26 protein-coding genes and 2 pseudogenes are annotated in these 26,297 nt (G+C 70.4%); 15 read left to right on the plus strand and 13 right to left on the minus strand.

The window, feature by feature from the left end:
* Nucleotides 1–6: 6 nt before the first annotated feature.
* The 7 genes from TN53_RS03525 to TN53_RS03555 all read left to right on the plus strand — a co-directional run bounded on the left by TN53_RS03525 (nt 7) and on the right by TN53_RS03555 (nt 7,905).
* Entirely contained in the window at nt 7–1,467 is a 1,461-nt protein-coding gene (locus TN53_RS03525) for a fumarylacetoacetate hydrolase family protein (protein ID WP_046256825.1), read from the plus strand.
* On the plus strand, nt 1,464–2,390 hold the full coding sequence (gene dapA, locus TN53_RS03530; protein WP_046256826.1) for a 4-hydroxy-tetrahydrodipicolinate synthase: 927 nt from the start codon (nt 1,464–1,466) through the stop codon (nt 2,388–2,390). The genes TN53_RS03525 and dapA overlap by 4 nt, the downstream gene beginning before the upstream one ends.
* A 2-nt stretch (nt 2,391–2,392) precedes the next feature.
* Entirely contained in the window at nt 2,393–3,886 is a 1,494-nt protein-coding gene (gene hpaE, locus TN53_RS03535; RefSeq protein ID WP_234441503.1) for a 5-carboxymethyl-2-hydroxymuconate semialdehyde dehydrogenase, read from the plus strand.
* A complete protein-coding gene (gene hpaD, locus TN53_RS03540; protein ID WP_046256828.1) occupies nt 3,883–4,893 on the plus strand; it encodes a 3,4-dihydroxyphenylacetate 2,3-dioxygenase in 1,011 nt (336 codons plus the stop codon). Before hpaE ends, hpaD begins: the two co-directional genes overlap by 4 nt.
* Nucleotides 4,894–5,067: 174 nt before the next feature.
* Entirely contained in the window at nt 5,068–5,601 is a 534-nt protein-coding gene (locus TN53_RS03545; protein WP_046256829.1) for a 2,4'-dihydroxyacetophenone dioxygenase family protein, read from the plus strand.
* Between the two features lie 124 nt (nt 5,602–5,725).
* Nucleotides 5,726–6,763, plus strand: coding sequence for a 2,3-butanediol dehydrogenase (locus TN53_RS03550; protein WP_046256830.1), 1,038 nt, complete (start codon nt 5,726–5,728; stop codon nt 6,761–6,763).
* 170 nt (nt 6,764–6,933) lie between these two features.
* Entirely contained in the window at nt 6,934–7,905 is a 972-nt protein-coding gene (locus TN53_RS03555; RefSeq protein WP_234441504.1) for a helix-turn-helix domain-containing protein, read from the plus strand.
* 270 nt (nt 7,906–8,175) lie between these two features.
* Here TN53_RS03555 and TN53_RS03560 read toward each other — a convergent pair whose 3' ends face one another.
* The 3 genes from TN53_RS03560 to TN53_RS03570 all read right to left on the minus strand — a co-directional run bounded on the left by TN53_RS03560 (nt 8,176) and on the right by TN53_RS03570 (nt 10,832).
* Complete coding sequence (locus TN53_RS03560; RefSeq protein WP_046256831.1) at nt 8,176–8,868, minus strand: TetR/AcrR family transcriptional regulator; 693 nt, start codon at nt 8,866–8,868, stop codon at nt 8,176–8,178.
* Between the two features lie 305 nt (nt 8,869–9,173).
* Nucleotides 9,174–9,818, minus strand: a complete 645-nt coding sequence (locus tag TN53_RS03565) for an FMN-dependent NADH-azoreductase (protein ID WP_046256832.1) — start codon at nt 9,816–9,818, stop codon at nt 9,174–9,176.
* Between the two features lie 288 nt (nt 9,819–10,106).
* Nucleotides 10,107–10,832, minus strand: a complete 726-nt coding sequence (locus TN53_RS03570) for a DsbA family oxidoreductase (protein ID WP_046256833.1) — start codon at nt 10,830–10,832, stop codon at nt 10,107–10,109.
* Nucleotides 10,833–10,941: 109 nt separating this feature from the next.
* Here TN53_RS03570 and TN53_RS03575 point away from each other — a divergent pair, with 109 nt between their 5' ends.
* Nucleotides 10,942–11,343 (plus strand): winged helix-turn-helix transcriptional regulator, encoded by a 402-nt coding sequence (locus tag TN53_RS03575; RefSeq protein WP_199924506.1) that lies wholly within the window; start codon nt 10,942–10,944, stop codon nt 11,341–11,343.
* A 233-nt stretch (nt 11,344–11,576) separates the two neighbouring features.
* On the opposite strand, the pseudogene TN53_RS49455 reads toward TN53_RS03575, so the two are convergent.
* Both TN53_RS49455 and TN53_RS03580 read right to left on the minus strand, forming a co-directional pair.
* A pseudogene (locus TN53_RS49455) lies at nt 11,577–11,693 on the minus strand (zinc-binding dehydrogenase); the annotation flags it as partial.
* A 33-nt stretch (nt 11,694–11,726) separates the two neighbouring features.
* Nucleotides 11,727–12,068, minus strand: coding sequence for an aldehyde dehydrogenase family protein (locus TN53_RS03580; protein ID WP_046256835.1), 342 nt, complete (start codon nt 12,066–12,068; stop codon nt 11,727–11,729).
* A gap of 121 nt (nt 12,069–12,189) precedes the next feature.
* On the opposite strand from TN53_RS03580, the gene TN53_RS03585 reads away from it, so the two are divergent.
* The 3 genes from TN53_RS03585 (at nt 12,190) to TN53_RS03595 (ending at nt 15,355) form a co-directional block, all read left to right on the plus strand.
* Nucleotides 12,190–12,762, plus strand: coding sequence for a TetR/AcrR family transcriptional regulator (locus TN53_RS03585; RefSeq protein WP_159038094.1), 573 nt, complete (start codon nt 12,190–12,192; stop codon nt 12,760–12,762).
* Nucleotides 12,763–12,785: 23 nt separating this feature from the next.
* A complete protein-coding gene (locus tag TN53_RS03590) occupies nt 12,786–13,616 on the plus strand; it encodes a siderophore-interacting protein (RefSeq protein WP_046256837.1) in 831 nt (276 codons plus the stop codon).
* A gap of 206 nt (nt 13,617–13,822) precedes the next feature.
* Nucleotides 13,823–15,355, plus strand: a complete 1,533-nt coding sequence (locus tag TN53_RS03595) for an MFS transporter (protein ID WP_095046272.1) — start codon at nt 13,823–13,825, stop codon at nt 15,353–15,355.
* A 6-nt stretch (nt 15,356–15,361) separates the two neighbouring features.
* On the opposite strand, the gene TN53_RS03600 is transcribed toward TN53_RS03595, so the two are convergent.
* The 4 genes from TN53_RS03600 to TN53_RS03615 all read right to left on the minus strand — a co-directional run bounded on the left by TN53_RS03600 (nt 15,362) and on the right by TN53_RS03615 (nt 18,816).
* Nucleotides 15,362–16,258, minus strand: coding sequence for a PEP/pyruvate-binding domain-containing protein (locus TN53_RS03600; RefSeq protein WP_046256838.1), 897 nt, complete (start codon nt 16,256–16,258; stop codon nt 15,362–15,364).
* A gap of 5 nt (nt 16,259–16,263) precedes the next feature.
* Nucleotides 16,264–16,962 carry a DedA family protein gene (locus TN53_RS03605; protein ID WP_046256839.1) on the minus strand — a complete coding sequence of 233 codons (699 nt, stop codon included), beginning with the start codon at nt 16,960–16,962 and terminating at the stop codon, nt 16,264–16,266.
* 5 nt (nt 16,963–16,967) lie between these two features.
* Nucleotides 16,968–17,702: a hypothetical protein gene (locus TN53_RS03610; protein WP_046256840.1), complete on the minus strand. Its 735-nt coding sequence runs from the start codon at nt 17,700–17,702 to the stop codon at nt 16,968–16,970.
* Nucleotides 17,703–18,120: 418 nt separating this feature from the next.
* The gene (locus TN53_RS03615; protein WP_046256841.1) at nt 18,121–18,816 is read right to left on the minus strand and encodes a TetR/AcrR family transcriptional regulator; all 696 of its coding nucleotides are present in this window, start codon (nt 18,814–18,816) and stop codon (nt 18,121–18,123) included.
* A 217-nt stretch (nt 18,817–19,033) separates the two neighbouring features.
* Here TN53_RS03615 and TN53_RS03620 point away from each other — a divergent pair, with 217 nt between their 5' ends.
* Both TN53_RS03620 and TN53_RS03625 read left to right on the plus strand, forming a co-directional pair.
* The gene (locus tag TN53_RS03620) at nt 19,034–19,402 is read left to right on the plus strand and encodes a DUF805 domain-containing protein (protein ID WP_046256980.1); all 369 of its coding nucleotides are present in this window, start codon (nt 19,034–19,036) and stop codon (nt 19,400–19,402) included.
* Nucleotides 19,403–19,598: 196 nt separating this feature from the next.
* Nucleotides 19,599–19,964 carry a cupin domain-containing protein gene (locus tag TN53_RS03625; protein WP_046256842.1) on the plus strand — a complete coding sequence of 122 codons (366 nt, stop codon included), beginning with the start codon at nt 19,599–19,601 and terminating at the stop codon, nt 19,962–19,964.
* 114 nt (nt 19,965–20,078) lie between these two features.
* Here the strand turns inward: TN53_RS03625 and TN53_RS03630 are convergent, their stop codons facing one another.
* The 4 genes from TN53_RS03630 to TN53_RS03645 all read right to left on the minus strand — a co-directional run bounded on the left by TN53_RS03630 (nt 20,079) and on the right by TN53_RS03645 (nt 24,518).
* A complete protein-coding gene (locus TN53_RS03630; RefSeq protein WP_046256843.1) occupies nt 20,079–21,431 on the minus strand; it encodes a vWA domain-containing protein in 1,353 nt (450 codons plus the stop codon).
* Complete coding sequence (locus TN53_RS03635) at nt 21,428–22,285, minus strand: AAA family ATPase (protein ID WP_046256844.1); 858 nt, start codon at nt 22,283–22,285, stop codon at nt 21,428–21,430. Before TN53_RS03635 ends, TN53_RS03630 begins: the two co-directional genes overlap by 4 nt.
* A 130-nt stretch (nt 22,286–22,415) precedes the next feature.
* Entirely contained in the window at nt 22,416–23,729 is a 1,314-nt protein-coding gene (locus tag TN53_RS03640; RefSeq protein WP_046256845.1) for an FtsX-like permease family protein, read from the minus strand.
* A 3-nt stretch (nt 23,730–23,732) separates the two neighbouring features.
* Nucleotides 23,733–24,518 (minus strand): ABC transporter ATP-binding protein, encoded by a 786-nt coding sequence (locus tag TN53_RS03645; RefSeq protein WP_046256981.1) that lies wholly within the window; start codon nt 24,516–24,518, stop codon nt 23,733–23,735.
* 167 nt (nt 24,519–24,685) lie between these two features.
* Between TN53_RS03645 and TN53_RS03650 the strand changes: the two are divergent.
* Nucleotides 24,686–25,386 (plus strand): annotated as a pseudogene (locus TN53_RS03650) (ABC transporter permease).
* Nucleotides 25,383–26,285, plus strand: coding sequence for an ABC transporter substrate-binding protein (locus TN53_RS03655; protein ID WP_046256846.1), 903 nt, complete (start codon nt 25,383–25,385; stop codon nt 26,283–26,285). Before TN53_RS03650 ends, TN53_RS03655 begins: the two are co-directional and overlap by 4 nt.
* Nucleotides 26,286–26,297 lie beyond the last annotated feature (12 nt).

Raw genomic sequence — 26,297 nt, forward strand, 5'->3', positions numbered from 1 at the left:
GCCCCAATGCCACATCCCTTGGGGAACACCCCATCGAAGATCATCGCCGTCCATCTCAACTTCCGCAGCCGCGCCAAGGAGCGCGGCCGGACCCCCGCTCATCCCTCCTACTTCCTGAAGCCGCCGTCGTCGCTGGCCGGTACCCAGGAGGCGATCGTCAGGCCGCGGGGCTGCCGGCTCATGGGCTTCGAAGGTGAGATCGCCCTCGTCATCGGTGCGCGCGCCCGACGCGTGCGGCCCGAGGACGGGTGGCGCCACGTGCGCTGGGTGACCGCCGCCAACGACGCGGGCGTCTACGACCTGCGGTACGCCGACCGCGGCTCCAACCTGCGCTCCAAAGGCGCGGACGGCTTCACCCCGATCGGTCCAAGGCTGCTGGACGCCACCGAACTCGACCCCGACGCACTGCGGTTGAGGACCTGGGTCAACGGTGAGCTCGCCCAGGACGACACGACCGACTCGCTGCTGTTCCCCTTCGGGGAGCTGATCGCGGACCTGTCCCGGCTTCTCACCCTGGAACCCGGCGATGTGATCCTCACCGGCACCCCGGCCGGCGCCTCGGTCGTCCAGCCGGGCGACGTGGTCGAAGTCGAGGTCAGTGACGGCCGGTTGAGCACAGGAGTGCTGCGCAACCCGGTCGCCGACGCCGATCACGACCTGGAGCCGTGGGGCGCGCAGCCCAGAACGGACCGGGCCGAGGAGGAGTCGGCGTACGGACCCTCTGACGAGCCCCCTCCGCTGCTGGGCGAAAGCCTCGCCGGCGGTCTCCGCTCGGTGGCCGTGGCGACGATCAGCGCGCAACTGCGGAAGCGCGGTCTGCCGCACATGTCGATCGACGCGGTACACCCCGCCACGCCCGGCACCCGCATGGTGGGCGTCGCGCACACCCTGCGCTATCTGCCCCTGCGCGAGGACCTGTTCGAGCAGTACGGCACCGGAATGAACGCCCAGAAGCGGGCGATCGAGGAGCTCCGCCCCGGACACGTGCTGGTGATGGACGCCCGGCGGGACACCTCCGCCGGAACCCTGGGCGACATCCTCGCCCTGCGCGCCCAGCGGCGCGGCGCGGCCGGGATCGTGACCGACGGAGGACTGCGGGACGGCGCGGCCGTAGCCGCCCTCGGACTGCCCGTGTTCCACGGCGGAGCCCACCCGTCGGTGCTCGGCCGCCGCCACGTCCCCTGGGACACCGGGGTACCGGTCGCCTGCGGCGGGGCGCTCGTCCAGCCCGGCGACCTGATCGTGGGCGACGACGACGGCGTGGTCGTCGTACCCCCCGACCTCGCCACCGAGTTGGTCGCCGACTGCCGGGAGCAGGAGCGTCAGGAGCGGTTCGTCACCGAGCAGGTGCGGGCCGGGGCGAGCGTCGACGGGCTGTACCCGCTGGGGCCGACGTGGCGTGAGCAGTACCGCACCTGGTGCGCCAAGAACGCCGCACAGAACGACATCGAAGGAGAACAGGCGTGAAGTTCCGCAGCGACCCGTCCACCATCCGGGGTTCGATCGCCCCGGTCATCACCCCCTTCACCGCCGAGGGGTCGGTCGACCACGACAGTCTGGCCGGGTTGATCAGTTTCCAGCTGGAGTCGGGTTCGCACGGCATCTCGCTGGGCGGCTCGACCGGGGAGCCGAGCGCGCAGAGCGTCGCAGAACGGATCGCCGGGATGCGTACCGCGGTAGAGGTGATCGCCGACCGGGTGCCGTTCCTGCCCGGCACCGGCTCGCACAAGCTCGACGAGACTCTCGAACTGACCGCCGCCGCACGCGAGTTGGGCGCGGACGCGGCTCTGGTCATCACCCCGTACTACGCGCGCCCCACCCAGGAGGCGCTCTACACCTGGTACGCCACGGTGGCCCGGGAGTTCCCGGATCTGCCGATCGTCGCCTACAACGTGCCCTCGCGCACAGCCGTTGACATCGCGCCGGAGACGGTGAAGCGGCTGTTCACCGACTTCGAGAACTTCGTCGGGGTCAAGGAGACGACCAAGGACTTCGAGCACTTCTCCCGCGTGCTGCACGCCTGCGGACGCTCGCTGCTGGTGTGGTCCGGCATCGAGCTGCTGTGCCTGCCCCTGCTGGCGCTCGGCGGCACCGGCTTCGTCTCCGCCGTGGCCAACCTGGCGCCGACCGCGGTGGCGCGGATGTACGAGCTGTGGGAGGCGGGCGACTTCGAGGCCGCCCGCGACCTGCACTACCGGCTGCACCCGCTCGTCGACCTGCTGTTCGTGGAGACCAATCCGGCACCCGCCAAATGGGTCCTCGCCCAGCAGGGCCGCATCGCCTCCGCCCACGTCCGCCCGCCGCTGACGACACCTACCGAGGCGGGCCTGACGAGGATCCGGGCGCTGCTGACCGAGGGCGGCGACCTGACCGCACAGATCGGAGCATGACCATGAGCGTCGAGAACAGCATCGAGAACCTGCCGCCCGTCATCCAGCACTGGATCGGAGGCGAGTTGGTCGACAGCGCCGACGGGCGGACGTTCCCCGTGGCCGATCCGGTGACCAACACGCCCTACGCCCGGGCCGCGCGCGGAGCGAGGGCCGACGTCGACCGGGCGGTGGCCGCCGCCCGGTCCGCCTTTCCCGCCTGGTCGTCTCTGGGCAGCCGGGAGCGAGCCAACGTGCTGGTCAGGATCGCGGACGCGGTCGAGGCCCGCCACGAGCGGCTGGCGTCCTTCGAGTCGTACGACACCGGGCTCCCCATCACCCAGGCCCGCGGCCAGGCCCGGCGCGCCGCCGAGAACTTCCGCTATTTCGCCGATGTGATCGTCGCCCTCGGCGAGGAGGCCTTCCGGCAGGGTGACGAGCAGTTCAGTTACGTGGTGCGCACGCCGGTCGGCGTGGCCGGACTGATCACACCGTGGAACACCCCCTTCATGCTGGAGAGCTGGAAACTGGCCCCGGCCCTGGCCTCCGGCTGCACGCTGATCCTCAAGCCCGCCGAGTGGACCCCGCTGTCGGCCTCACTGTGGCCGGAGATCCTCGCCGAGGCCGGAGTGCCCGACGGGGTGGTCAACATCGTGCACGGCATCGGCGAGGAGGCCGGTCAGGCACTGGTCGACCACCCGGACGTACCGCTGATCTCCTTCACCGGCTCCACCGACACCGGCCGCCACATCATCCGCTCCAGCGCCCAGCACCTGAAGACCACCTCGATGGAGCTGGGCGGCAAGTCCCCGGCCGTCGTCTTCGCGGACGCCGACCTCGAAGCGGCCCTCGACTCGGTCGTCTTCGGGGTGTTCTCCCTCAACGGCGAGCGCTGCACGGCCGGTTCACGGATCCTCGTGGAGCGGCCGGTGTACGAGGAGTTCACCCGCCGTCTGGCGGAGCGCGCGGACGCCGTCCGGGTCGGGCCGCCCTCCGACCCCGCCACCGAGGTGGGCGCACTGGTCCACCCCGAGCACTACGCACGCGTCCTGAACTACGTCGAGATCGGCAAGAAGGAGGCCCGCCTCGTCGCCGGCGGCACCCGGCCCGCACACCTGGCCGACGGCAACTACCTCCAGCCGACCGTCTTCGCGGACGTCGAGCGGGACGCCCGGATCTTCCAGGAGGAGATCTTCGGCCCGGTCGTCGCCGTCGCCCCCTTCGACGACGAGTCCGAGGCCATCGAGCTGGCCAACGCCACCCAGTTCGGCCTCGCCGCCTACATCTGGACCTCGGACCTCAAGCGCGGCCATCGCATCGCCCACGCCGTCGAGTCCGGCATGGTCTGGATCAACTCCCACAACGTACGGGACCTGCGCACCCCCTTCGGCGGCGTCAAGGCCTCCGGCGTCGGCCGTGAAGGCGGTGCGCACTCCATCGACTTCTACACCGAGTCGAAGATCGTCCATGTCGCCCTGGGCGATGTCCACACCCCTCGCTTCGGAGCCGCCCGATGACCACCGCGCACCCGGACGCCCCGGACGTCATCCGCTCCGCCTACGCACAGTTGGCCGTCACCGACCTCGCCGCATCCCGCTGGTTCTGGGTCGACATGCTCGGTTTCCACGTCCAGTACGAGGATGCCGGCACTCTGTGCCTGCGCGGCACCGACGAGTTGACCCACCACTCCCTCGTCCTGCGCCGGGGCGAGCTCGCCGCCCTCGACCACATCGCCTACCGGGTGCGCACCCCCGAGGACATCGACAAGGCGGAGAGGTTCTTCCGTCAACTCGGCCGCCCGGTACGGCGCATCCCGAAAGGGGAGGGTACGCCCGGTGTCGGCGACGCCGTTCGCGTCATCGACCCGCTCGGCTTCCCCGTCGAGTTCTTCCACGACATCGAGCACGCCGAGCGGTTGATCCAGCGCTACGACCTGCGCCACGGCGCCGAGGTGGCCCGCCTGGACCACTTCAACATCTGCACCCCGGACATACCCGCCGCCTACGCCCACTACAAGTCACTGGGTTTCGGCTGCTCGGAGACCATCGAGGGCGACGAGCACGAGCTGTACGCGGCCTGGATGTACCGCAAACAGACCGTCCACGACGTCGCCTTCACCTGCGGCGCCGGGCCCCGCCTGCACCACCTGGGCGTAGCCACCCACGAGTCCCACCAAGTCCTGCGCGCCGCGGACCTCTTCGGCTCGCTCCGCAAGGAACACCACATCGAACGCGGCCCGGGACGACACGGCGTCTCCAACGCCTTCTACCTCTACCTGCGTGATCCCGACGGGCACCGGGTCGAGATCTACACCTCCGACTACTACACCGGCGACCCCGACCACGAGACGTACCGCTGGAACGTCCACGACGACCGCCGCCGCGACTTCTGGGGCAACGCCGTCATCGAGTCCTGGTACAAGGAGGCCACCCCCGTCCTCGGCCTCGACGGGAGCCCACATCTCGTCTCCGACGCCGTACTGGACGAGTCCGCCGTGCAGGTCGGCGCGGACGGCCTCGGCTGACCCGCCGACGTACGGGGGCGCCACCTCGGTGTGCCCACCCCCGACAGCAACCGCCTCCTCGTCGCGACGTCCCGATGTCCGGAATCTGCAAGCGCTGAGGTCTGCCACGGGAAAGACGGCACCGGCCGCTCGGGGATTCACTCCGGTAAGTCCGCGACGAGAGAGGCCATTCACATGCCCGACATGCCCGCCGGAGAGTTCTGGAAGGACCTCAGGCCGATCGAGAACTCCTTCCGCCCCGACGCCCTTCCCGAGGTCTATCTGTCCAAGGTGGCCACGGACGACGACCGCTATTACGTGCCCTTCACCGAGACCGTCGGCTCGCGCCCGCTGTGGATCAACGTCAAGGACAACAGCTGGGCCGACATCCTGCGGGCCAAGGAGGCGGGGCTGGTCAACCGGCACTACCACCCGCACGAGGTGTTCGCGTACACGATCTCCGGCAAGTGGGGCTACCTGGAGCGGCCCTGGACGGCGACCGCGGGCGACTTCGTCTACGAGGCGCCGGGCGAGGGGCACACGCTGGTCGCCTACGACAGCGACGAGCCGATGAAGGTGTTCTTCATCGTCAAGGGCCCGCTGATCTGGCTGGACGAGAACGGCGATCCCGACGGCTTCTTCGACGTGCACGACTACATCAAGATGTGCCGCGAGCACTACGAGAAGGCCGGGATCGGCGCCGACTACGTCAACTCCCTGTTCCGCTGAGCCGCGGCGCGCCCCGACCGATCGAGACCGCCATGACCGACACCACCGTCGCGCCGGACAACCGCACGGCCGACCGGTGCGAGCCCCGTCTCGTCGCCCTCTTCATGACCGCCGGACACGTCGCATGAGGGCGGCCGTCTGGCACGGAGCCCTGGATGTCCGCGTCGAGGACGTGCCGGTGACACCACCCGGCCCCGGCGAGGTGACGATCGAGGTCGCCTACTGCGGGATCTGCGGCAGCGACCTGCACGAGTACACCGACGGGCCGCACGCCATTCCCGTGGGCGACCCGCACCCGGAGTCCGGCGTGGCGGCTCCGATCGTCCTGGGACACGAGTTCTGCGGCACCGTCACCGAGGTGGGCGACGGTGTCACCGCCGTCGTCCCGGGCGACCGTGTGGCAGTGGAGCCGCACTACCGTTGCGGCACCTGCCCGCGGTGCCTCGCCGGGGACTACAACATCTGCCGGCATTTCGGGTTCGCCGGGCTCATGGGACATGGCGGATTGGCTGAGCACGCCACGGTGCCCGCGTACATGCTGCACCGGCTGCCCGAGTCGGTCTCCCTGGAACAGGCGGCGGTGTTCGAGCCGGCCGCCGTCGCCCTGCACGCGGTGCGGCGGGCCCGGATCCGCCCCGGCGAGACCGTCGCCGTGCTCGGCCTGGGCCCGATCGGGCTGCTCGTGACGCAGCTCGCGGCCCGTCATGGCGCCGGGCGCATCGTCACCGCCGACCGGACTTCGGCCCGCCGCGAGCTGGCGCTGCGTCTGGGTGCCACCGAGACCGGCGCGGACCTCGTCGACGTGGCCGCAGGCGAGGGAGCGGACGTGGCGTTCGAGGCGGTCGGCTCCGAGGACACCCTGCGTGCCTGTCTGGCCGCCACCCGACGCGGCGGGCGGGTGATGTTCCTCGGCCTGACCGGCACGGTCCGCCTGGACGCCTTCGCGCTGGTGAACAACGAGCACACGATCACGACCAGTGTGGGATACCGCGACGCCTATCCCGAACTGATCCGCATGGTGGCCGAGGGAGGCGTGGACCTGGCGGGGATCGTCACCTCCACCATCCCCCTGGAACACGTGGTACGTGACGGATTCGAGGCAGTGCTGCGCGGAGAGGATCAGGTCAAAGTGCTGGTACGACCGGGGGAGCAGCGTCCGTGAGCGCCCCGGTGAACTGCGCGGGCGTCAGCCGCGACGGCGAGGAGTACGACCTCGCCCGCCGGCCGCCTCGTACGTCACCGGGGCGGTCGTCCCTGTGGGCGGAGGCTTCCTGACGGTGTGACCTGTCACCTAAGCTCAGGCACCCCGACCGCATGCCGATGGGAGGTCGCGTGTCCGTCCCCTCCCTGATCTCCCAGGCCACCACCGAGCACATCGCACCCGCCGAGCGCATCCACTACTGGGAGGACTACAACCGCAGGGCGCTGGTGGGCCTGTCCTGCACCTCCTACTCCGAGCAGGGGTTGCTGGCCAGGCAGACCAACATCGAGCTGGGCGGCCTGCGCCTCGCCGACATCGCCGGCAACGCCCACGCCATCGAGCGCAGCCCGCAGACGGTCAGGTCGGCGCCCAAGGACTCGGTGTTCGCGACTCTCCTGCTCAAGGGAGAGGCGGTGTTCCTGCACGAGAACGGCTGCCTCGCGGCAACCGCGGGCGAGCTGTTGGTCTACGACACCCGACGGCCGTATCTCTTCGGGTTCTCCTCCTCCATGCGCCAGATCCTGGTGGACGTGCCGCACGACCTGTTCCCACAGGCGGGCGTGGAAGGCGGGCTGCCCGGGCCGATGCTGTTCGGACGGGGCACGGCGCGGGAGGGCGCGCTCGTGGCCGCGCTGAGCTCCCTGCTCGGTGGGTTGGCCGCGGCGCGTGGCGGGCCGCCGGATCCGGCCGACGGCGAGGGGGCCCTGCTCGGCCTGCTGAGGCGACTCGCCGAGGAGCGCACGGGAGGGCGATCGGGATCCGACGCCTACCGGTCGCAGCTCATCGTGGCCGAGGACTACATCGACCGGCATCTGCACGACCCCTGTCTCGGAGCCGTGCAGGTGGCAGGCGTGATGGGCATCTCGGTACGCCACCTGGGGCGGATCTTCGAGTCGACGGGCACGTCTCCGGCACGGCACATCGTGGAACGGCGCCTGGTCAGGGCGCATCAGGAACTCACCGGACCGGGGGCGAGGGAGACCCGGATCGCCGACGTCGCGCACCGGTGGGGGTTCTCCAGTCAGGCCCACTTCGCCCGCCTCTTCCGCTCCAGATTCGGCCTCACCCCGAGCGAGGCCCGGGAAGCGACGGCATGCGGGTGATGGTGCACGTATGGGCGACGTCGCCATTGCCGAGGATGAACACACGGGTGCAGGCGGCCCATGTGTGGCACCAGGAGGGCGAGTTCGCCACCGCCGTCGGCGAGGATCCCGCGCAGGCCCCGTGACCATTCTTGCCGTCATCGGCAGCTCTTCGGGTCACGGGCGCTCACCGCGCCCGCATCTCCATCGGCCTGCGCACGGGCGGCGCCCCCCTGGCCGGTAGACGTCCGCCACAGCCCGAACGCGTACTACGGGCCCAGGGCCGTCAACCTAGGCGGTGCCCGGGCCCGATTGTGAGAGGCGGACCATGGCGCGGTAGAGAGCCGTGGGCTTCGGGGCTTCGGGCAGTGGGGGGATCGGTGCGTCGGGTGCGGCGTAGGAGCGGAGCATGTGGCCGACGAGGCGGCGCCAGGTGTCGGGGGCGGCGTCGCCGGTGGCGGCGATGACGCCGGCGTTGGCCATGAGCAGGATGACGACGTCCTGGTGGGTGAAGTCCTCGCGCAGGTGCCCGGTGTTCTTGGCGCGCGTGATGAGTTCGAGCAGCCGGTCGTACGCCTCGGCGCGGCGGGCTTCCAGTGCCTTGGCTGTGGGGAAGGTCATGGTCAGGACGTCGGCGAAGCCGCGGTCGGCGGCCTGCATGGCGCAGACGGTGTGGAGGTAGCCGGTGAAGCCGCGCCAGGGGTCGGGGTCGGCGAGCGCCGCGGCGACGGCGTCGGCGTAGGCGTCCATGCGGTCGGCGAAGACCGCGTTGATGAGCTCCTCCCGGGTCGCGAAGCGGCGGCCGAGTGTGGCTTTGCCGACGCCTGCCTCGCGGGCGACGGAGGCCATGGAGGCACCGAGTCCTTCGGTGGCGTAGAGGCGGCGGGCGGCGGCCAGGATGCGGTCGCGGTTGCGTTCGGCGTCGGCGCGCAGTCCCGTGCCGGGTTGCGGGCACGGTGTCTGGTCGGAAGGTGGCGAGGTCATGCACCCACTCTACCCAAGTGGAACGGGCGGTCCGATTCTATTGCGCGGTGGGCGGCAGTGTAAGTGGGCCGCCTGGCCCACTTGCGTGAAAGGGTGTTGTCATGCGTGCTGTCGCGCTCGAATCCGTCCCCTCGGCCCCCGGCCGTGACCGAGGTGGACACCCCTCGCCCGGCGGCCGGCGAACGGCTGGTCAAGGTGGCCGCCGCCTCGCTGAACGGCATCGACTTCGCCACCGCCGCCGGCTACACGCAGGCGGCGCGCCGATGCCGCCGGGATCCGACGCTGACCGGTGAAGGCCGATCCGGTCAGGCGGCGGTGCGTTCGCCGACCGTCCGGGCCCATCGCAGGGCCTGGTCGTGTGCGTCGGCCAGGGACGCTTCGTGCAGCGGGACGAGGGGGGTCATCGCCGGGGTGTGGGGAGCCAGGGTCAGCTCTGGGGTCACCGTGCTCAGATCGAGTCCGAGTGTGTGCGAGTGGCCCAGGATCACCTCCAGGGCGGGCATGACGTGGTCCAGGCCGTGGTTGGGGGTGCCGGGGCCGTAGCCGCCACCGCGCGCGGAGATCACGACGGCCGGACGCCCGGCGACGGGGGAGCCGTTGACGAAGTCCAGGGTGCGGCCCGCGACCATGATCTGGTCCAGCCATGCCTTGAATACGGAGGGCATCGAGAAGTTGTACATCGGCACGGTGAACAGATAGGCGTCGGCACCGAGGAACTCGTCGATGAGCTCGTCTTGGATCGAGGAGGCCTTGATCTGCTCCGGGGTGTGCTGGGCGGGGTCGGTGATGCGGGCGGTGATGCCCGCTTCGGTCAGGTGGGGTACGGGCGAGACTGAGAGGTCACGGTGCACGACCGGGCCCTCCCACGCGGCGCGGAGGGTTTCGGCGACCTGGCGGGAGACCGAGCCGGAGCCCAGGGAAGAGGAGTCGATGTGGAGCAGGTAGGACATGGGTGTTGCCTTTCAGTGGGGTGAGGTCCCGGATCGCAGCGGGGAACGGATGTGCCCGTGGTGGACCCGGGCAGGTGGAGGCTTCGGCCGCCTGCGCCCCCGGCACATCAGGGTGGCGAAGGCTGGGCCCGATACACGGTGACCCTGTGCTCAGGGGGCGGGGCGCTGGCGTCGGCGCCGTCGACGAGCGAGGTGGGAGGCGATCGACGACGCCCGTGGAGCGGGCTCGATCAGCCGTGTGGTGACACCGGGGAGCGTGGAGGACGCAAAGCCTGACAGGTGGGTGGATCAGGCGTGCGTGGCGTGGTCCGCGGGAACCGCGCAACCGTCCGGTCCACAGAGTGCCGCGTCACTTCCGGCGGCGAGCACGGTCGGGTGGGTCTCGTCCCAGGCCTGGCGCAGGACGCCGAGCAGGGCGTCGGTGTTCTGCGCCCCGGGAATGCCGTACCGGCCGTCGACCACGATGAACGGCGCGCCGGTGGCCCCCAGCTGCTGCGCCTGCTCCAGCTCGTCCTGCACCTGCTGCCGGTAACGGCCCTCGGTGAGCACACGCCGGGTCTTCTCACGCTCCAGGCCGAACTCGTCGGCCAGGTCGAGCAGGTCGTCGAGGCCGAAGACGGGCCGCGCCTGACCGAAGTAGGCCCGGAAGACACCGTCCCACGCAACGCGGTTCTTGCCCTCGGCCGAAGCGTGGGCGAGGAACTCGTGGGCGAGCCGGGTGTTGCCGACCTGGTTGTCCAGCACCCGGTAGGGGCTCAGGCCCTCCTGCTCGGCCATCCCCTCGATCTGGCGGGTCGTTGTCTCCAGGCTGGCGTCGGCCAGGCCGTACTTCCGCAACGTGGCCTCGCGCACGCTGACCGTACTGCCGACGGCGAAACTGTCGCTTATCGGGAACGAGCGGTGGATCACCTCCACCTCGTCGCCGTGCTCGAACCGCTCCACGGCGCGGTCCAGGCGATGACTTCCCAGGCCGCACCAGGGGCAGGTGATCTCGGACCAGATCTCGACCTTCATGACTGACGCACCTCCAATTCCTACTGTTTGTGCGTAGCATCATGATGGACCAGTATGGAAGGCCGTACAAAAGGCACATCGATGTGTGTGCCGGAGGGGAATGTGCGCCATGGACACCGCAGACCGTCCTGATGTCGCCGCGGGTCGGGGGCCGTGCGCAGGCATCCCTACCGAGCAGATGGACTTCGTCCGGCAGATCCTGGACCGGGTCGGCGACAAGTGGAGCATGCTCGTGATCGCCGTCCTGGAGGCCGGCCCTCTGCGCTATACCGAGCTGCAGCGCGAAGTCCCCGGCATCTCCCAGCGGATGCTCACCGTCACCGTGCGCCAACTCCAGCAGGACGGCCTGGTGACCCGAACCGCCTACGCGGAGGTGCCGCCGCGCGTGGAGTACGCCCTCACCCCCCTGGGCCGCAGCCTGCACCATGTCGTCACGTCCCTGATCACCTGGGTCGCGGACCACCAGGGCCAGATCCGCGAACACCGGGCTCACAACGCCACCGCACCCTGATGGCTGAGACGGCGCATTTTGCCGTCATGGCGAGCGGGGTTTCTCGTGGCATGACTTGCCGGGACGGATGACTGCCCGGGGGCGTCGGCACAGCGGTCCACGTACTCCGCCACCGGCGGGCGACCACTGACCATCGCGCGGCCTCAGGCGTGCAACTCCGCGACGTCCCTCGCCTCGGCACGACGAGTCCGTGGACGCCGCGGAGTCCCTCCGGGCCGGTGGTACTGCGTCCCTCACCGCACTTTCAGGACGGTCTTGCCCAGGGCGTGGCCGCCTTCGACCGCGGCGAGAGCCGTCGCTGCCTCGACGAAGGGCACGACCTTGCTGACATGGGGGGAGGGACTCCCCGTTCTGCGCCACTTGGTCCACGCGACGCTAGAGCGTCACGACCGGCTCGCGGTCGAGGAAGATCGCGTGCTTGTTGTAGAACGCGTCGAGACCCTCGGGGCCGAGTTCACGCCCGTACCCGACTGCTTGACGCCGCCGAACGGCACCCCGAGATCGATGGTGATGCCGTTGTTGATCGAGACCGTGCCGCTGCGGATCTTGCGTGCGACCTCTCGCGCCGCGCACGACTGCTCGGGCAGTCCGGTGGTGCCGTCCACTGACCGTTGTACGCCTTTGTCGGCGGCCAGTAGAAGACGCACTGGCCGCCGACACACCTTCGAGATGACCCGGACCAGGCCGTCCGCCCAGGTCGACGGATCGACCTCGAGCCGTCCCACTGGCGGGGCTGTACGGCGTGGAAGACGCCGGCTCCACCATGGCCAAGATGTTCTCGTCGGGCATTCCGCAAGTCAAAAATAAGGGTTGCCTTACATCGCTAGTACGCTACAGTTTCGTACTGTGCAATCCCAAGCGAAGATCAGAGAACGCGAACGCCACATCCTCACCGTCGCCGTGGAGCTGCTCAGCGAGGTCGGCTTCGACCGGCTGACGTTCGACACCATGGCGACCAGGGCGGGCGTGTCCAAGACGACCCTCTACCGACGCTGGCCGACCAAGCAGGAACTGGTCATCGACGCCGTACGCCGCCGCGTGGACTTCTCCTTCACCGTGCCGGACCAGGGCAGTTTCCGCGCCGACGTCCTGGAAGCGCTGCGGCGGGTCAGCAACTGGCTCAAGCGGGACGGCGCCATGCTGCGCAACCTCGTGGACGCCATCCGTCGTGACGCGGACCTGCGCGAGGCGACCGAACGTCAGCTCGCCCAGCCCCTCGACGGCATGTGGGAAGAGGTCATCGACCGGGCCCAGGGCCGTGGGGAGCTGCGCTCGGATGCGGACCTGTCCTGGCTCGGCGAGCTGGCGCAGGGCGTGCTGATGAATCGGACTCTCGTGGCGGACGTCCCCGTCACCGACGCGTTCCTGGAACGTCTGACGGACGAAATCCTCCTCCCCGCCTTCACACACCCCACCTGACCCACCCCACCGGGAGAGCCGGCATGCCCCGACACAAGTCACCGACCCGGCGCAGGATGCTCCGCGCCGAGGTCACCCGCACCGTACGCACCAGCCCGAGCTTCGTCACCCTCACCGTCCAGGGCCCCGACCTGGCCGACTTCGACCCCATGGGTGTCGACCAGTCATGCCGGTTCTTCTTCCGCCGCGACGGCCAGCGGGAACTCGCCATGCCGACCGCCTCGCACAACGGCTGGCTGGCCCAGTTCATGCTCATGCGGCCGGCCGTCCGCCCCTGGGTCCGCCTCTACACCGTGCGCGCCTTCCGCCCCGAAGCATGCGAGATGGACATCGAGTTCGTCCTGCACGGCGACCACGAAGATCACGGTGACGCGGGCCCCGCCTCCGCGTTCGCCCTGCACGCCCGCCCCGGCGACCCGGTCGGGCTGTTCCCCGAAGGAATCGGCTACCTCCCCACCCCGGCCGCCCCGCCCCAGCTGCTCGTCGGCGACGAGAGCGCCGTACCGGCTCTGCTGTCCATCCTGGAACAGTCACCGCCCGATCTCACCGCAGACGCCTACCTCGAAGTGCCCACCGGCCGGGACATCCGACCCGTCGCGGCACCCACCGGAGTCACCGTCCACTGGCTGCCCCGCGACGACCACGACCACACTGCTGTCCCGGGACAACTGGCCCTGAAGACGGTCACGTCCTCCTGGAAGCTCCTCCCGGGGCAGCGCGTCTACTGCTGGGTGGCGGGCGAGAGCGGCCTTCCCACAGGTCTGCGGCGCCATCTGGTCAAGGACCAGGGCGTCCCGAAGTCCGACATCTCCTTCCTCGGCTACTGGAAGCACGGCAAGAGCAGCCCCGGCTGAGAGGCATCACCTCCCTCCGAATGGCGCCTCCCGCCTGCCACCGCAAGCGACTCTTCCGCCCCGCACGGCACTCGACGACGTGCCGCCCGCCCTGTGTGCCCATTCCATCCGGGCCGGAAGCGGTTTCGGCATCCGACGTCACCGCTTCTCCCTGTCCGGATGACTTTCCCTTCCCGAGCCCTTCGCCCGCCCTTTGGAGTTCTCCCATGTCTGCCGACAGCACCACCATGCCCCCCGGCCGGCCAGGCACCGACGCGTCCGGGGCTTCCCCGGGCGGCCGGAACCTAGGCCTGGCACTCTTCGTGATCGCCACGGCCCAGCTGATGGTGATCCTCGACGCCACGATCACCAACATCGCCCTGCCCGCCATCCAGACCGACCTGGGTGTCAGCAACGGGAACCTGGCGTGGATCGTCAACTCCTACGCCCTCGCCTTCGGCGGGTTGATGCTCCTCGGCGGCAAGGCGGGCGACCTCTTCGGCCGGCGGCGCATGTTCCAGGCAGGCATCGCTGTCTTCACCATCGCCTCGCTGCTGGGCGGACTCGCCCCGGACGAGAGCCTGTTGATCGGCGCCCGCATCCTCCAGGGCATCGGCGCCGCCCTCGCCGCGCCCAACTCGCTGGCCCTGATCACCACGAGCTTCCCGGCCGGCAAGTCACGCAACACGGCCATGGGCGTGTACGCGGCCATGGCAGGCGTCGGCGCCACCGTCGGCCTGCTGCTGGGCGGTGTACTGACCGACGCGCTCGACTGGCGCTGGGTGTTCTTCATCAACATCCCCATCGGCCTGGCCGTCCTCGCCGGGACGAAGGCCCTCGTCGAGGCCGAGCGGCACCCCGGCCGCCTGGACGTCCCCGGCGCCATCACCGGCACCGGCGGTCTGATAGCCCTCGTCTACGGCATCACGCGCGGCGGCGAACACGGCTGGACGACCGGCCTGACGCTGGCGTCCTTCGCGACGGCCGCCGTACTCCTGGTGGCGTTCCTGGTCATCCAGGCACGCGCCGCGGACCCGATGATGCCGCTGCGGCTGTTCAAGGACCGCAACCGCTCCGGCAGCTTCGGCACGATGCTGTTCATCGGTGCGGGCCTGTTCGCCATGTTCTACTTCCTGACGCTCTACATGCAGCTGATCCTCGGCTACAGCGCCATCAGGACCGGCTTCGCCTTCCTGCCCTTCACGATAGGCATGGGGACCGCCGCCGGTATGAGCTCCAAGCTGGTCACCCGACTGTCTCCCCGGCTGATCGCCGGACCGGGCCTGCTGGTCGGCGCGGGCGGCATGCTCTGGTTCGCCGGCCTGGAGCCCGGCTCCTCCTACGCCGGACATCTGCTGCCGGCGATGTTCGTCACCGCGGTCGGGCTCGGCATGAGCTTCGTCCCGATGACGCTGGGCGCGGTGAGCGGCGTCGACCACCAGGACACCGGTATGGCCTCGGCGCTCCTGAACACCGCCCAGCAGATCGGAGGGGCACTCGGGCTCGCGGTCCTGTCGACCATCTCCACCTCGGCCGCGAACGACAAGCTGCCCGATGCCGCCTCGTCCCTCTTCAGGGGCCAGGCCACCCAGGACCTCCCCTTGGTCGCGAAGGCGGGTGAGGCGCTGACCCACGGCTACACCATGGCCTTCATCGCCTCGGGCGCCATGTTCCTGGGCGGACTGGCGGTCACCGTCCTGGCCATCAACGCGGGCAAGCAGGACCACACCGAGGGCGCGCCGCCCGTCCACATGGGCTGACCGCCCTCAGCGCACCGAGTCCGTGCACCGGTGGTGAGGGCGAGGACGGACTCGGGTGGGCTGCGGGAGTTCGGACGCGTCCGCCTCCCTCGCCACCACGGCGCTGATCCCCGCATCGGCCCCGAGGCGACCGTGCCGCTGGGCATGGGCATCCCCGTCGCCGGCATGGTCCGGCCGACCACCCTCGGCCGCCACAGCAGCTGCCCGACGGACCTCATGCTCCCGCTGGCAGATGTTCAGTTCCGGTGTTGTGTCTGTCCTTCGCCCAGGACGACGGTGACCGCGCGCTTCGGCCGGGTCGGTGCGCACCAGGCGGGCGAGGCGGGTCAGCTGGTAGCGGACATCCTGGGTGCTGCCGTCGACGAGTTGATGCGGTCCGCCGGCCACCGCGCTGACGAGGATCCGGTCGGTGCGGCCCTCGACCGGGTCGGCGCCGAACATCACGCCGCCGACGGTCGATTCGAGCATGGGCTGCACCAGCACCGCCATTCCGTCCCCGTCCGGGATCTCCTGCGGCGGGCGCAGCGGTCGTACCCGCCCGGCGGAGTCGAGGACGATCTGCACCGCTTTGGTGAACTCCTCCCAGCCCCGTACATCGAGCACCGACTCGAACCGCCCGGCCATCGAGGACTCCTCGGTGTCCTCGTGCGCGGAGGAGGAACGCACGACCAACGCCCGCTCCTGAGGGCCGGCCAGCGCCCGCCACGCGGAGCGCACCGCGTCCTCACCGACGGGCGCCCAGGGCGCGCGGCCGGCGGGCATCAGCACGAAGCCCGGCAGCACGGGCAGCCCGGCGACGGCGGCACGGGCCGGATTGGCGGCTTTCGCACCGGTGGCCGCCGTGTTCTTCGCATGTTCGGCGTCCAGCGGCACGACCGCCAGCGCCGCACCATCGAATCCCATGGGCCTTACTCCTTCGAAGAGTTGATGAGGTGGATCGGCTCCTGTTCAGGGCGCCGAAAGGCCGCGCCGGAGGCCACCACGGCAGACGGCGACGGCGCCCGCACGCTGCCGCGGCGACGCCTGAGGAGCCACCCGAGACCGAACAGCGCCACCGCCACGGCGGCGAGCACGGCCGCGCCGATCGGTCCGGCCGAGTGCAGGAAGTCGATGGCGGCGGCGCCGGCGAAGTAGCCCAGGAGCACGTTTCCGATCCCCCAGATCAGCGAGGCGACAGTGCTGAAGAGGAAGAAGCGGCGGTACGGCATGCCGGACGCCCCGGCGGCGAACGGCAGGAAGGTCCGTACGAATCCGATGAACCGGCCCGCGACGAGAGCGGCCCCGCCATGACGCGTCAGGAAGTCATGGGCCTGGCCGGTCCTGCTGCCGGCTCGTGCCCAGCGGGTCAGCCGGGCGTTCGGGCGTCGCCTGTACCAGCGGCCCAGTGCGTAGCCGAGACCGTCGCCGGTCATGCCGCCGGTCACGACGAGGGTGGCGAGGAGCACGGGGTTGAGATCGCCCCGGCCCGCGATCGCGGACGCGAGGAGGATGACGGTCTCGCCGGGCAGCAGCACACCGATGAAGGCGCTGGTCTCGCCCGCCGTCAGGGCGAACACGACGATGTACGACCACCATCCGGCCGTCTCGACCAGAGCACCGACGTCCATGGCCGTCAGCCCGCCTGTCGCAGCGGGGCGGGTTCCGGGGTGTCCGTCGGCTCAGGCGCCCGGGTGCGGGGCCGGAACGGCAACACCCGTCCCCGCGAATCCCTGGCGTGCCAGGCGTTCGTGCCCCCGCGTGCAGGCTTCTCCTTCTCGTTCGGGAGGTGTCCTGCGGCGTACCACGCCAGAAGGGGTACGACCACGGACGGCAGCGCTGCGAGCCACAGGTCGCCCCCGGTCGACGCCCCCGTCACGGCCGCGAGCAGCGCGATCAGCAGTACGGCCGCCCGCGGCCGGGTCTTCGAGGTGGTGGCGAACACCGCCGGCACCATGAGCACGTACCAGCCCGCATGTACGCCGGGCAGCGCCAGGTAGTCACCGAGCAGGGACGCCTCGCCCACCTGCCCTCCCCGCAGCACGGCGAAGACACCGAGCCCGGCCGTTCCGGAGAACAACAACGCGATGCCAAGGCGCATGTAGACCTGCTGATCCCGCCGGGCCAGCCAGAGCAGGCTCAGCACCGCCAGGGGCAACGAGGCGAGGGCAAGGATCCAGGTCAGTGCCTGTGCCGCATCGTGGGCGAACGCCGCTCCTCGCTCCGCCGCGACGGTCCCGTAGGGGCGGAGACGTTCGACGGCGGACGACGTCCAGCCGGCCTCGACCAAGGTCTCCTTACGGACGGACACGGCGAGGAGACCGGAATACGCGGCCAGTGTCAGCGCACCGCCTGCCAGGGCAGGTCGCATGTACGTACCCCGTGGCGCGGTCCGGCTCGGAATCGGCGTGTGCCGGGAACCGCGGGTGCGAAGGCCGCAGGCGGCCATGCAGCTCACCGGGTGCCTGCGGCATCGTGCGCCAAGCTGCTCAGACGCTGCGTCGCGCCATTCCGACGTGGTACGGACTGGGTCACGGGAGCCTCCTGGTCGGTCAGCGGCGCGTCATTCGGGGCGGGCCGGCTGTCCCTTCTCACTGATCGAGATAAGTGGGCCGGGCGGTCCATTTATTTCTTGTAGTGGATGTGACGTGCATCACTACCGCGGCTGCGGTGGCAGGTTCAACTGTGTGCCGGCAGTCCCGCGGCTTCCCGCGTCAGGTGCCGACGCCCCTGTGTGAGGCCGGAGTGGGTGGCGACCCATGGGTTCCCACGACCGCGACGTCCCGAGGTCAGTTGCTCTTGCCCGGTGTCGGCATCGAGGTGGCCTGGCCGGCGCGGAGCATGGCCTTGTAGAGGGGTTCGTGCCCGGGTGAGGCGGGCAGGGGGCCGCGCGTCGGGGTCTCGAGGGACTGGATGAGGAGGGCGACGACGCGTCGCCACGCGTCGGGGGCGGCGTCGCCGGTGGCGTTGACGACGCCGGCGTTGGCCATGTGGATCAGTACCAGGTCCGAGGGGTCGAAGTCCTCGCGCAGACGGCCGGTGGCCTTGGCGCGGTCGATGAGGCGCAGCATGGCCTCGTACGCCTGGTTGCGGCGTTGCTCCAGGACCTTGGCGGTGGGGAAGGTCATGGTCAGGACGTCGGCGAAGCCGTTGTCGGCGGCCTGCATGGCGCAGGCGGCCTCGATGTAACCGACGAAGCCGTTCCAGGGGTCGGGGTCCTCCAGGGCGACGGTGACCGCGTCGGCGTAGGCCTCCATGCGGTCGGAGAAGACGGCGTCGACCAGTTCCTCCTTCGTGGGGAAGCGGCGGAACATGGTGGCGATGCCCACCCCCGCCACGCGGGCCACGGAGGCCATGGAGGCGTTCAGGCCGTCCCGCGCGAACACCGTGCGCGCAGCGGCGATGATCCGCTCCCGGTTGCGCTCGGCGTCACTGCGCAGAGGCTGAGTGACGGGAACGTCGGGGTGCTGGGCGCCAGGTGTCATGCCGGGCAGTCTAGCAATCGGATTGCCCTATCCATTTATGCCACCGAACTGTGGTCCGGTGATCGGAACGGCCTATCCACTTTCAGTGCTACGCTGGCCATCGGTGAAACGGAGTGGCCTATCCGTATCACAAAATGGATAGCTCTATCCAATTTCTGCCCCTGCTGCGACCCCGTGCCCCTCTGACGCTTCTGCGAAAGGATCCGCTGTGACCAGCATGTCGTTCACCGACGCGGTACACACGTGCCTCACTGCCAAGTACGCCACGTTCACCGGTCGCGCCCGCCGCGCGGAGTACTGGTGGTATTCGGTGCTGTACGTGATCGCCACCCTTGTGATCGTCGGGACCAGCCTCGCGATCGAGGTCCCGCTGCTGAACCTCCTCCTGCTCCCGTTCATCGTGCCCATGCTGACCGTCTCGGTCCGCCGGCTGCACGACACCGGCAAGTCCGGCCGACGGATGCTCATCGCCCTGATCCCGGTCGCCGGCCCGGTCATCTACCTCGTCGCCATGACAGTGGACGGCACCCCGGGCGCCAACCAGTACGGCCCCTCTCCCAAAGCCGTCGCGCATCCCGTCGGCTGAGCGGGTCCCGTCGGACGTCGGTCGGCAGCACCAGGGCTCGTCCCCCGACGTTTCCTTGGAGGCCACCCGAATGGCGGCTCCCGCTTGACGGGCGGACGATGGAGTGGTGGGGCTCGGCCCCCGCCGGTGCCGCGTGTGGTGGCCGGGAGACGGAGACCGGCCCGGCCCGAGCGAGCGGTCTGAAGGGAGCGTCGACATGCTGGAGATGAAGATCCTCGACAAGCCGGACGAGCGGCGGGACTTCCCCCGGGGGCATCTGGAAGCCGTCCATCTGACGGGCCTCGACTTCGCTGTGGGGACGTTCGAACCGGGTTGGCGCTGGTCCGAGTCCGTGGCGCCCATCGCGGGGACCAGCAGCTGCGAGGTCCACCACAACGGCTATGTGGTCCAGGGCAGGATGCACATCCGCATGGACGACGGCAAGGAGGGCGAGGTGGGCCCGGGCGATGTCTTCGTGGTCTCGGCGGGGCACGACGCCTGGGTGGTGGGCGACGAACAGTGCATCGTCTACGACTTCGCGGGCGGCATGGCCAAGGACTACGCCAAGAAGGGTGACGGCTGACTTCCGGGGTCGGCCTGCCGTACGGAAACCGATCGCTTTACCTGGGTGACACCGGCCCGCCAGCCAGCGCCGGGCGTCCTGTCCGGCCTTATGTCCATCCGGACCGTACGGCGCTCAGATCGGCAGGAGCCGTCCCACCAGCGTGCCCAGCTGCTTCGCGTTGCGGCACTCGTGCATCTCGACGAGCTCGGCGTACTCCGGCGCGGCGGAGTCGCCGGTACCCCACTGCGCGTGCTGCTCGGGGTTCAACCAGTAGACGCGCCGGACCCGTTCGGAGATCTGCCGGACGGCCGCGAGGTTGGGGTCGCTCATGTTCGTCCGGGCGTCCCCGAGGACGAACACGGTCGTGCGCGGGCCGACCGCGTCGCCGTAGCGCTCCGCGAACTCGCCCAGCGCCATGCCGTAGTCGCTGCCGCCGTGATAGCCCGTGAGTGCCGCCTCCGACCGGATCCGGGCGCCGAGTCCCGCCGCGTCGGCCGCGCCGTGCTCCAGCAGTCCCGTCACCTCGTCGATCCGGTTGACGAAGGCGAACACCCGCACCTTGCTGAACTGGTCGTGCAGGGCCTGCACCAGCAGCATCGTGAAGTCCGAGAAGCCGGAGACCGAGCCCGACACATCGCACAGCAGCACCAGTTCGGGCCGCGCAGGGCGGCGCCTGCGCAGTACGGGCTTCATCGGCACCCCGCCGGTCGACAACGAACCGCGCAGGGTCCGCCGCAGATCGATCGTGCCCCGGGCCGCCCGGCGCCGACGGGCCGCCAGCCGGGTGGCCAGCTTCCGCGCCAGCGGCTGAACCGTCCTGCGCAGCTCGGCCAGTTGGGCCTTCCCGGCGAACAGGAAGTCGACCCGGTCGGCCGTGGGCCGCACCGCACGCCGGGCGATCTCGTCCCGATCGCGCCGCTCCGCCACCCGACGCCGTGCCTCCGTCGCCACCGAAGCGCGGAAGGATTCGATGCGCCGCCGGATCTCGTCGTCGAGCAGTCGGTCGGCGAACCCCGAACTCCCGCCCTGCGCCCGGACGTCGGCGCGGACCCGGGCGAGCAGCGTCTGCGGGCGGAGCCGTTCGAGTGTCTGGTACGACGACCAGCCGTCCGAGGCGGGGGAGGAGCCGTATCCGCCGAAGCCGTCGACGGCCTCGACCGCCAACCGGGCCATCATGGCTTCGTCGTTGGCGGCGAGGGCGGCCGCCAGCCGGTCGCGCAGGTCGTCGCGGTCCGTGGTGCCGGCCTCCGGCGCGCCGACGCCCCGCGGGAAGTAGAGGTCGAAGACCGGGTCGAACACCGGCCGTTGGGCCGTGCCGTGCAGCAGCGTCGCCGCCAGCCCCTCGCGCAGCAGCTCCCGGTCCGCGAGGCCGAGCGCCGTCATCGCCTGGGCGGCGTCCACCGTCTCGCCGGTGCCGACGCGGATGCCGTGGGCGCGCAGGGCGGCGACGAGCGACGTGAGCCGCTCGGCGACCGGTGTGCTCACAGCGCGTCCAGATCGAGCTTCGCCGCCGCCTTGAGGACGTCGTCCTGATGCTTGAGGAGGACGCCCAGGGTGTCGCGTACGACACTCTCGTCGAGCGTGTCGGCGCCGAGCGCGAGGAGGGTGTGCGCCCAGTCGATGGTCTCCGCGACCGATGGCAGCTTGCGCAGGTCCATCGCCCGCAGCGCCCCCACCACCCGGACCACCGACTCGGCGAGCGCCGCGTCGAGCCCCGGCACCTTCAGCCGTACGATCCGGCGCTCCAGCTCCTGATCGGGGAAGCCGATGTGGAGGAACAGACAGCGGCGGCGCAGCGCCTCGGACAGCTCGCGGCTCGCGTTGGAGGTGAGGACGACGAAGGGGCGGCGGGTGGCGGTGATCGTGCCCAGTTCCGGCACCGTGACCTGGAAGTCGCTCAGCACCTCCAGGAGCAGGCCCTCGACCTCGACGTCCGCCTTGTCGGTCTCGTCGATCAGCAGGACCTTCGGGTCGTCGCCGCGGATCGCCGTCAGCAGCGGGCGGGTGAGGAGGAACTCCTCGCTGAAGATGTCCGTGCGGGTCTCGTCCCACGTCTCGTCGCGGCCGGCGCTGATCCGCAGCAGCTGCTTGGCGTGGTTCCACTCGTACAGCGCCCGTGACTCGTCGACGCCCTCGTAGCACTGCAGCCGTATCAGCTCCGCCCCGGCCACTTGGGCCACTGCCTTGGCGAGCTCCGTCTTGCCGACCCCGGCGGGGCCCTCCACCAGGAGCGGCTTGCCGAGCCGGTCGGCCAGGAAGACGGTCGTGGCGACCGAGGGCGAGGCGAGATAACCGGTCTCGGCGAGGCGCGCGGAGACGTCGTCGACGGAAGTGAACAACGGGGGCCTCCAGGTCGGCGGCGTGAACAGTCCAGGGCAGTGCACCTATCTAAGCGCTTGTTCAGCGCTCGTGTCACCACAAATGAGGGACGGCTGCCGAAGCAGCCGCCCCTGGTCGCGTACGTCCCTCTCACGCGGCCAGTCCCACCGCTTCCGTCGCCGGTGTGCGCAGTACCTTGCGGGCCGTCGCCAGACTCGTCCCCAGCGTCACCACCACGGCGACCGACACCACCGCGAGCCAGATGCCGAAGGCCTGACCCGGCAGCACCGAGTCGGTGCGCACCACGGTGAAGGGGACGATCCCCGCCAGCGCGGCGACCGTGCCGAAGAAGACTCCGGCGACCGTCAGGACCAGCGTCTCGGCCCCGACCACACCGAGCACCTGGTTCGGCGTCGCCCCCGCCAGCCGCTGCTGGCCGAATTCCCGGCCGCGGTAAGTGGTCGCCGCGTACAGCGAGTTGACCAGCATCACGCAGACGAAGACCACGATGATCCCGACGACCGTGAAGTTCAGCGTCTCCAGGTTCTTCGCGTCCACTGTCTTCACGAGCCCCGAGGCGTCGATGGCGTCGCTCTCCACCGACTGCATGGTGAGCGTGGCCGTGGCCATCGCCGTGAACAGGATCAGCGACATCAGGATCCCGGCGAGGTGCCCGGCCCGCTCCCGCAGATTGCGCACGGCCAGCCAGCCCGCCGCACCCGACAGGTGCAGCCGGTCCAGGACGCCTTCGAGGAGCCGCGGTGCCGGCATCGCGAGCCCCACCGACAGCAGGATCGCCCCGTACGCCGGCGGTGCCATCAGCGCCTCGTCCGTGCCGGAGAAGGCGAAGGTGGAGGCGGCCGACAGGGCGCCGGCCACGAGAGCGGCGTAGGTGAAGAACTTCCGCGCCCGACCGTGCTGTCGGCGCTGTCCGCCTGTCCCCCGCCGTACCGCGAGGAACGCGGCGCCCGCGGCGGCGAGCAGCGTGATGGTGACTCCCGACATCAACGCGATCGGACCGAAGGCGTGGTCGACCGAGGCCGCCACCTGACCGTTGTCCTGGAACACGTCCAGCAGCGCCCGGCCGCCGAGCATCGCCGGGCCGATCGCCAGCGCGGCGCCCACCAGGGCGACGGCCACCGCCTCACCGACCACCATCCGCTTGGTCTGCGCCGGCGTCGCTCCCGAGCAGCGCAGCAGCTCCAACTCGGCCGCCCGCTGGCGCACGTTGACCGTGAGTGTGGAGGCCACCGCGAAGAACACCAGCAGAGAGCCGTACCCCCCGACCACGCTCGCCGCGGTCGTCAGTGTCTCCGCGCTCACCGAGTCGACGCCGCTCCGCGCCGCCGTGTCGTGCATCGAGTTGAACGTCATGATGATCGCCGCGCCGAGGAAGGCGGACAGCAGCGTCGCGAGGAACCGTCCGGGGCGTCGCCGGATCGACCGCATGGCCAGTACGAACATGGCTCACACCCCCGCCGTCACGTCGTCGCCCAGGTGCGCGAGGCGCTCGGCCACCGCGTCCGCGGTCGGCGCGGTCAGCCCGCCGGCCAGCCGGCCGTCGGCGAGGAACAGCACCGAGTCGGCGTACGAGGCGGCGACCGGGTCGTGCGTCACCATCACCACGGTCCGCCCGTGCACCCGCACCGCCTCCTGGAGCAGCCGCAGCACATCCCGGGCGCTGCGCGTGTCCAGGGCACCCGTCGGCTCGTCCGCGAAGATCACCCGGGGCTCGGCGACCAGCGCCCGGGCGATCGCGACCCGCTGCCGCTGACCGCCGGACAACTGGTCGGGACGGTGCCCGAGCCGGTCGCCGAGACCGACCTGCGTCAGGATCTCCCGGGCCCGCTTCCGGTCGACGCGCTGCCCGGCCAGCTTGAGCGGCAGCACCGTGTTCTGCGCGACGGTCAGCGTCTCCAGCAGGTTGTACTGCTGGAAGACGAACCCGATCCGGCCCCGCCGGAACTTCGTCAGCTCTGCCTCGCCGCCGCCCGTCAGCTCGGTGCCGTCCACGACGACGATGCCGCTGTCGGGCCGGTCCAGCCCCGCCGCGCACTGCAACAGTGTCGACTTGCCGGAACCCGACGGACCCATCACCGCGGTGAAGGTGCCCCGGCCCAGGCTGAGCGTGATGCCGTCCAGAGCGGTGACGGCGCTGTCGTCGCTGCCGTAGGTCCTGGTGACCTTGACCAGCCGCAGCGCCTCGGCGGCGGGTCCCGTGTCGTGCGTACGTCGCGAGCCTGTGCGAAACATCGTCTTCACCTCTCGGTCCGGCACTCCGTGTGCCCTGACAGAGAAATTACGGAGATGTCGCGGGGACCACATTGGGCCCAGAACCCGTATCGGGGGGTGTACCCAGCGACACCCCGTACGGGTCACCCCAGCGAGCCGACGCCCTGGCCCGCCGGTGCAATGGAGTCGTGACCGCGCCCCCGGACGACTGCCTCGCGCGCAACAAGGGGGTCCCCCCGGTTCGAGCGAAGCCGAGAACTGGGGGAGGATCTGCGGCGAGTATCTGAGCACCCGCCGACAGATCGTCCTCGACGCGGTCGTCCAGCATCTGGAGCTCACCGCGGTCTCGGTGCTCATCGGCCTCGTCATCGCCCTGCCGCTCGCCGTGCTGGCGCGCCGCCGGGGCTGGGCGTCCGGTCCCGCCCTCGCCGTCACGACGATCCTCTACACGATCCCGTCCCTGGCGATGTTCTCCCTGCTCCTGCCCGTGTACGGACTCTCGGCCGGCCTGGTCGTGGCCGGCCTCGTCCTCTACCCGCTCACCCTGCTCGTACGGGACATCCTCGCCGGGCTGCGGGCCGTCCCCGAGGAGACCCGACAGGCCGCCCGCGGCATGGGCTACGGCCCGATCCGCCTCCTCCTCACCGTCGAACTGCCGCTCGCCCTGCCCGCCGCGATGGCCGGCCTGCGCATCGCCATGGTCTCCGCGGTGTCGCTGGTGACGGTGGGCGCGATCGTGGGCTTCGGCGGGCTCGGCAACCTCATCTACGCGGGCGTGAACACCTACTTCAAGGCACAGGTCCTCACCGCCTCCGTGCTGTGCGTCGTGGAGGGCGTCTTCGAGGTCGCCGAACGGCTGGCGCCCCGCTGGGCGAGGGGGACGCGATGAGGCGATGCGCGGGGACGGCCCTCGTCCTCCTGCTGACCGGCTGCTCCACGGGCCCCGCCCTGGAGAACCAGGGCGCGGTCACCGCCGCTCCCGGCGACAGCCACCAACTGACCATCGGATCCGCCGGGTTCACCGAGAGCGACCTGCTCGCCCAGATGTACGCCCTGCTGCTGAACCAGGCCGGCTACAACACATCGCTGCTCACCGTCGCCAACCGCGAACTGTACGAACCGGCCCTGGAATCCGGCCAGATCGACGTCGTGCCCGAGTACGCGGCCACCTTCGCCGACTGGCTCAACGCCAAGACGAACGGCGCCGACGCGGCCCCGGCCGGCTCACCCGACCTCGACGCCACGATGACGGCCCTGCTCCGACTGGCCGCACCGCACGGACTCACGGTCCTGGATGCGAGCAGGGCCGTCGACCGGAACGCCTTCGCCGTGAGTGCCTCCTACGCCCGGCAGCACGACCTGAAGACCCTGAGCGAACTCGGCGCCTCGGGTCTGGAGGTGCGGCTCGCCGCCGGTGACGAGTGCGTCCAACGGCCGTACTGCGAACCGGGGTTGAAGAAGACCTACGGCATCGACATCACCGGCGTCGACCCCAAGGGCGTCGGCACCACCCAGGCCAAGCGGGCCGTGCAGAGCGGCCAGGACCAGATGGTGCTGACCACCACGACCGACGCCACCCTCACGGACTTCGGCCTGGTCCTCCTCACCGACGACAAACACCTCCGCTCCCGCGCCGGCAGCGAGGGGGTCACCAAGGCGCTCGGCACGCTGAACGACGTCCTGACGACGGCCGACCTGGCCTCCATGAACCAACAGGTGGACAGCTGGCGGCGGTTGGCGAAGGACGTGGCACGGACGTATCTGGCAGACAAGGGGCTGCTGACGTGACGCCTCCGTGAC

Source organism: Streptomyces sp. WM6386, from assembly GCF_000972385.1.
In the GTDB taxonomy this organism is placed as follows: Bacteria; Actinomycetota; Actinomycetes; order Streptomycetales; family Streptomycetaceae; genus Streptomyces.

Coding starts and splice junctions, on each gene's coding strand:
- TN53_RS03645 (WP_046256981.1), bottom strand. CDS start 24,518: ATGTTTCGCACAGGCTCGCGACGTACGCACGACACGGGACCCGCCGCC.
- hpaD (WP_046256828.1), top strand. CDS start 3,883: ATGACCACCGCGCACCCGGACGCCCCGGACGTCATCCGCTCCGCCTAC.
- TN53_RS03655 (WP_046256846.1), top strand. CDS start 25,383: ATGAGGCGATGCGCGGGGACGGCCCTCGTCCTCCTGCTGACCGGCTGC.
- TN53_RS03610 (WP_046256840.1), bottom strand. CDS start 17,702: ATGCGACCTGCCCTGGCAGGCGGTGCGCTGACACTGGCCGCGTATTCC.
- TN53_RS03625 (WP_046256842.1), top strand. CDS start 19,599: ATGCTGGAGATGAAGATCCTCGACAAGCCGGACGAGCGGCGGGACTTC.
- TN53_RS03620 (WP_046256980.1), top strand. CDS start 19,034: ATGTCGTTCACCGACGCGGTACACACGTGCCTCACTGCCAAGTACGCC.
- TN53_RS03640 (WP_046256845.1), bottom strand. CDS start 23,729: ATGTTCGTACTGGCCATGCGGTCGATCCGGCGACGCCCCGGACGGTTC.
- TN53_RS03575 (WP_199924506.1), top strand. CDS start 10,942: ATGGACACCGCAGACCGTCCTGATGTCGCCGCGGGTCGGGGGCCGTGC.
- TN53_RS03600 (WP_046256838.1), bottom strand. CDS start 16,258: ATGGGATTCGATGGTGCGGCGCTGGCGGTCGTGCCGCTGGACGCCGAA.
- TN53_RS03595 (WP_095046272.1), top strand. CDS start 13,823: ATGTCTGCCGACAGCACCACCATGCCCCCCGGCCGGCCAGGCACCGAC.
- TN53_RS03605 (WP_046256839.1), bottom strand. CDS start 16,962: ATGGACGTCGGTGCTCTGGTCGAGACGGCCGGATGGTGGTCGTACATC.
- TN53_RS03525 (WP_046256825.1), top strand. CDS start 7: ATGCCACATCCCTTGGGGAACACCCCATCGAAGATCATCGCCGTCCAT.
- TN53_RS03565 (WP_046256832.1), bottom strand. CDS start 9,818: ATGTCCTACCTGCTCCACATCGACTCCTCTTCCCTGGGCTCCGGCTCG.
- TN53_RS03570 (WP_046256833.1), bottom strand. CDS start 10,832: ATGAAGGTCGAGATCTGGTCCGAGATCACCTGCCCCTGGTGCGGCCTG.
- TN53_RS03615 (WP_046256841.1), bottom strand. CDS start 18,816: ATGACACCTGGCGCCCAGCACCCCGACGTTCCCGTCACTCAGCCTCTG.
- TN53_RS03590 (WP_046256837.1), top strand. CDS start 12,786: ATGCCCCGACACAAGTCACCGACCCGGCGCAGGATGCTCCGCGCCGAG.
- TN53_RS03545 (WP_046256829.1), top strand. CDS start 5,068: ATGCCCGACATGCCCGCCGGAGAGTTCTGGAAGGACCTCAGGCCGATC.
- TN53_RS03550 (WP_046256830.1), top strand. CDS start 5,726: ATGAGGGCGGCCGTCTGGCACGGAGCCCTGGATGTCCGCGTCGAGGAC.
- TN53_RS03560 (WP_046256831.1), bottom strand. CDS start 8,868: ATGACCTCGCCACCTTCCGACCAGACACCGTGCCCGCAACCCGGCACG.
- hpaE (WP_234441503.1), top strand. CDS start 2,393: ATGAGCGTCGAGAACAGCATCGAGAACCTGCCGCCCGTCATCCAGCAC.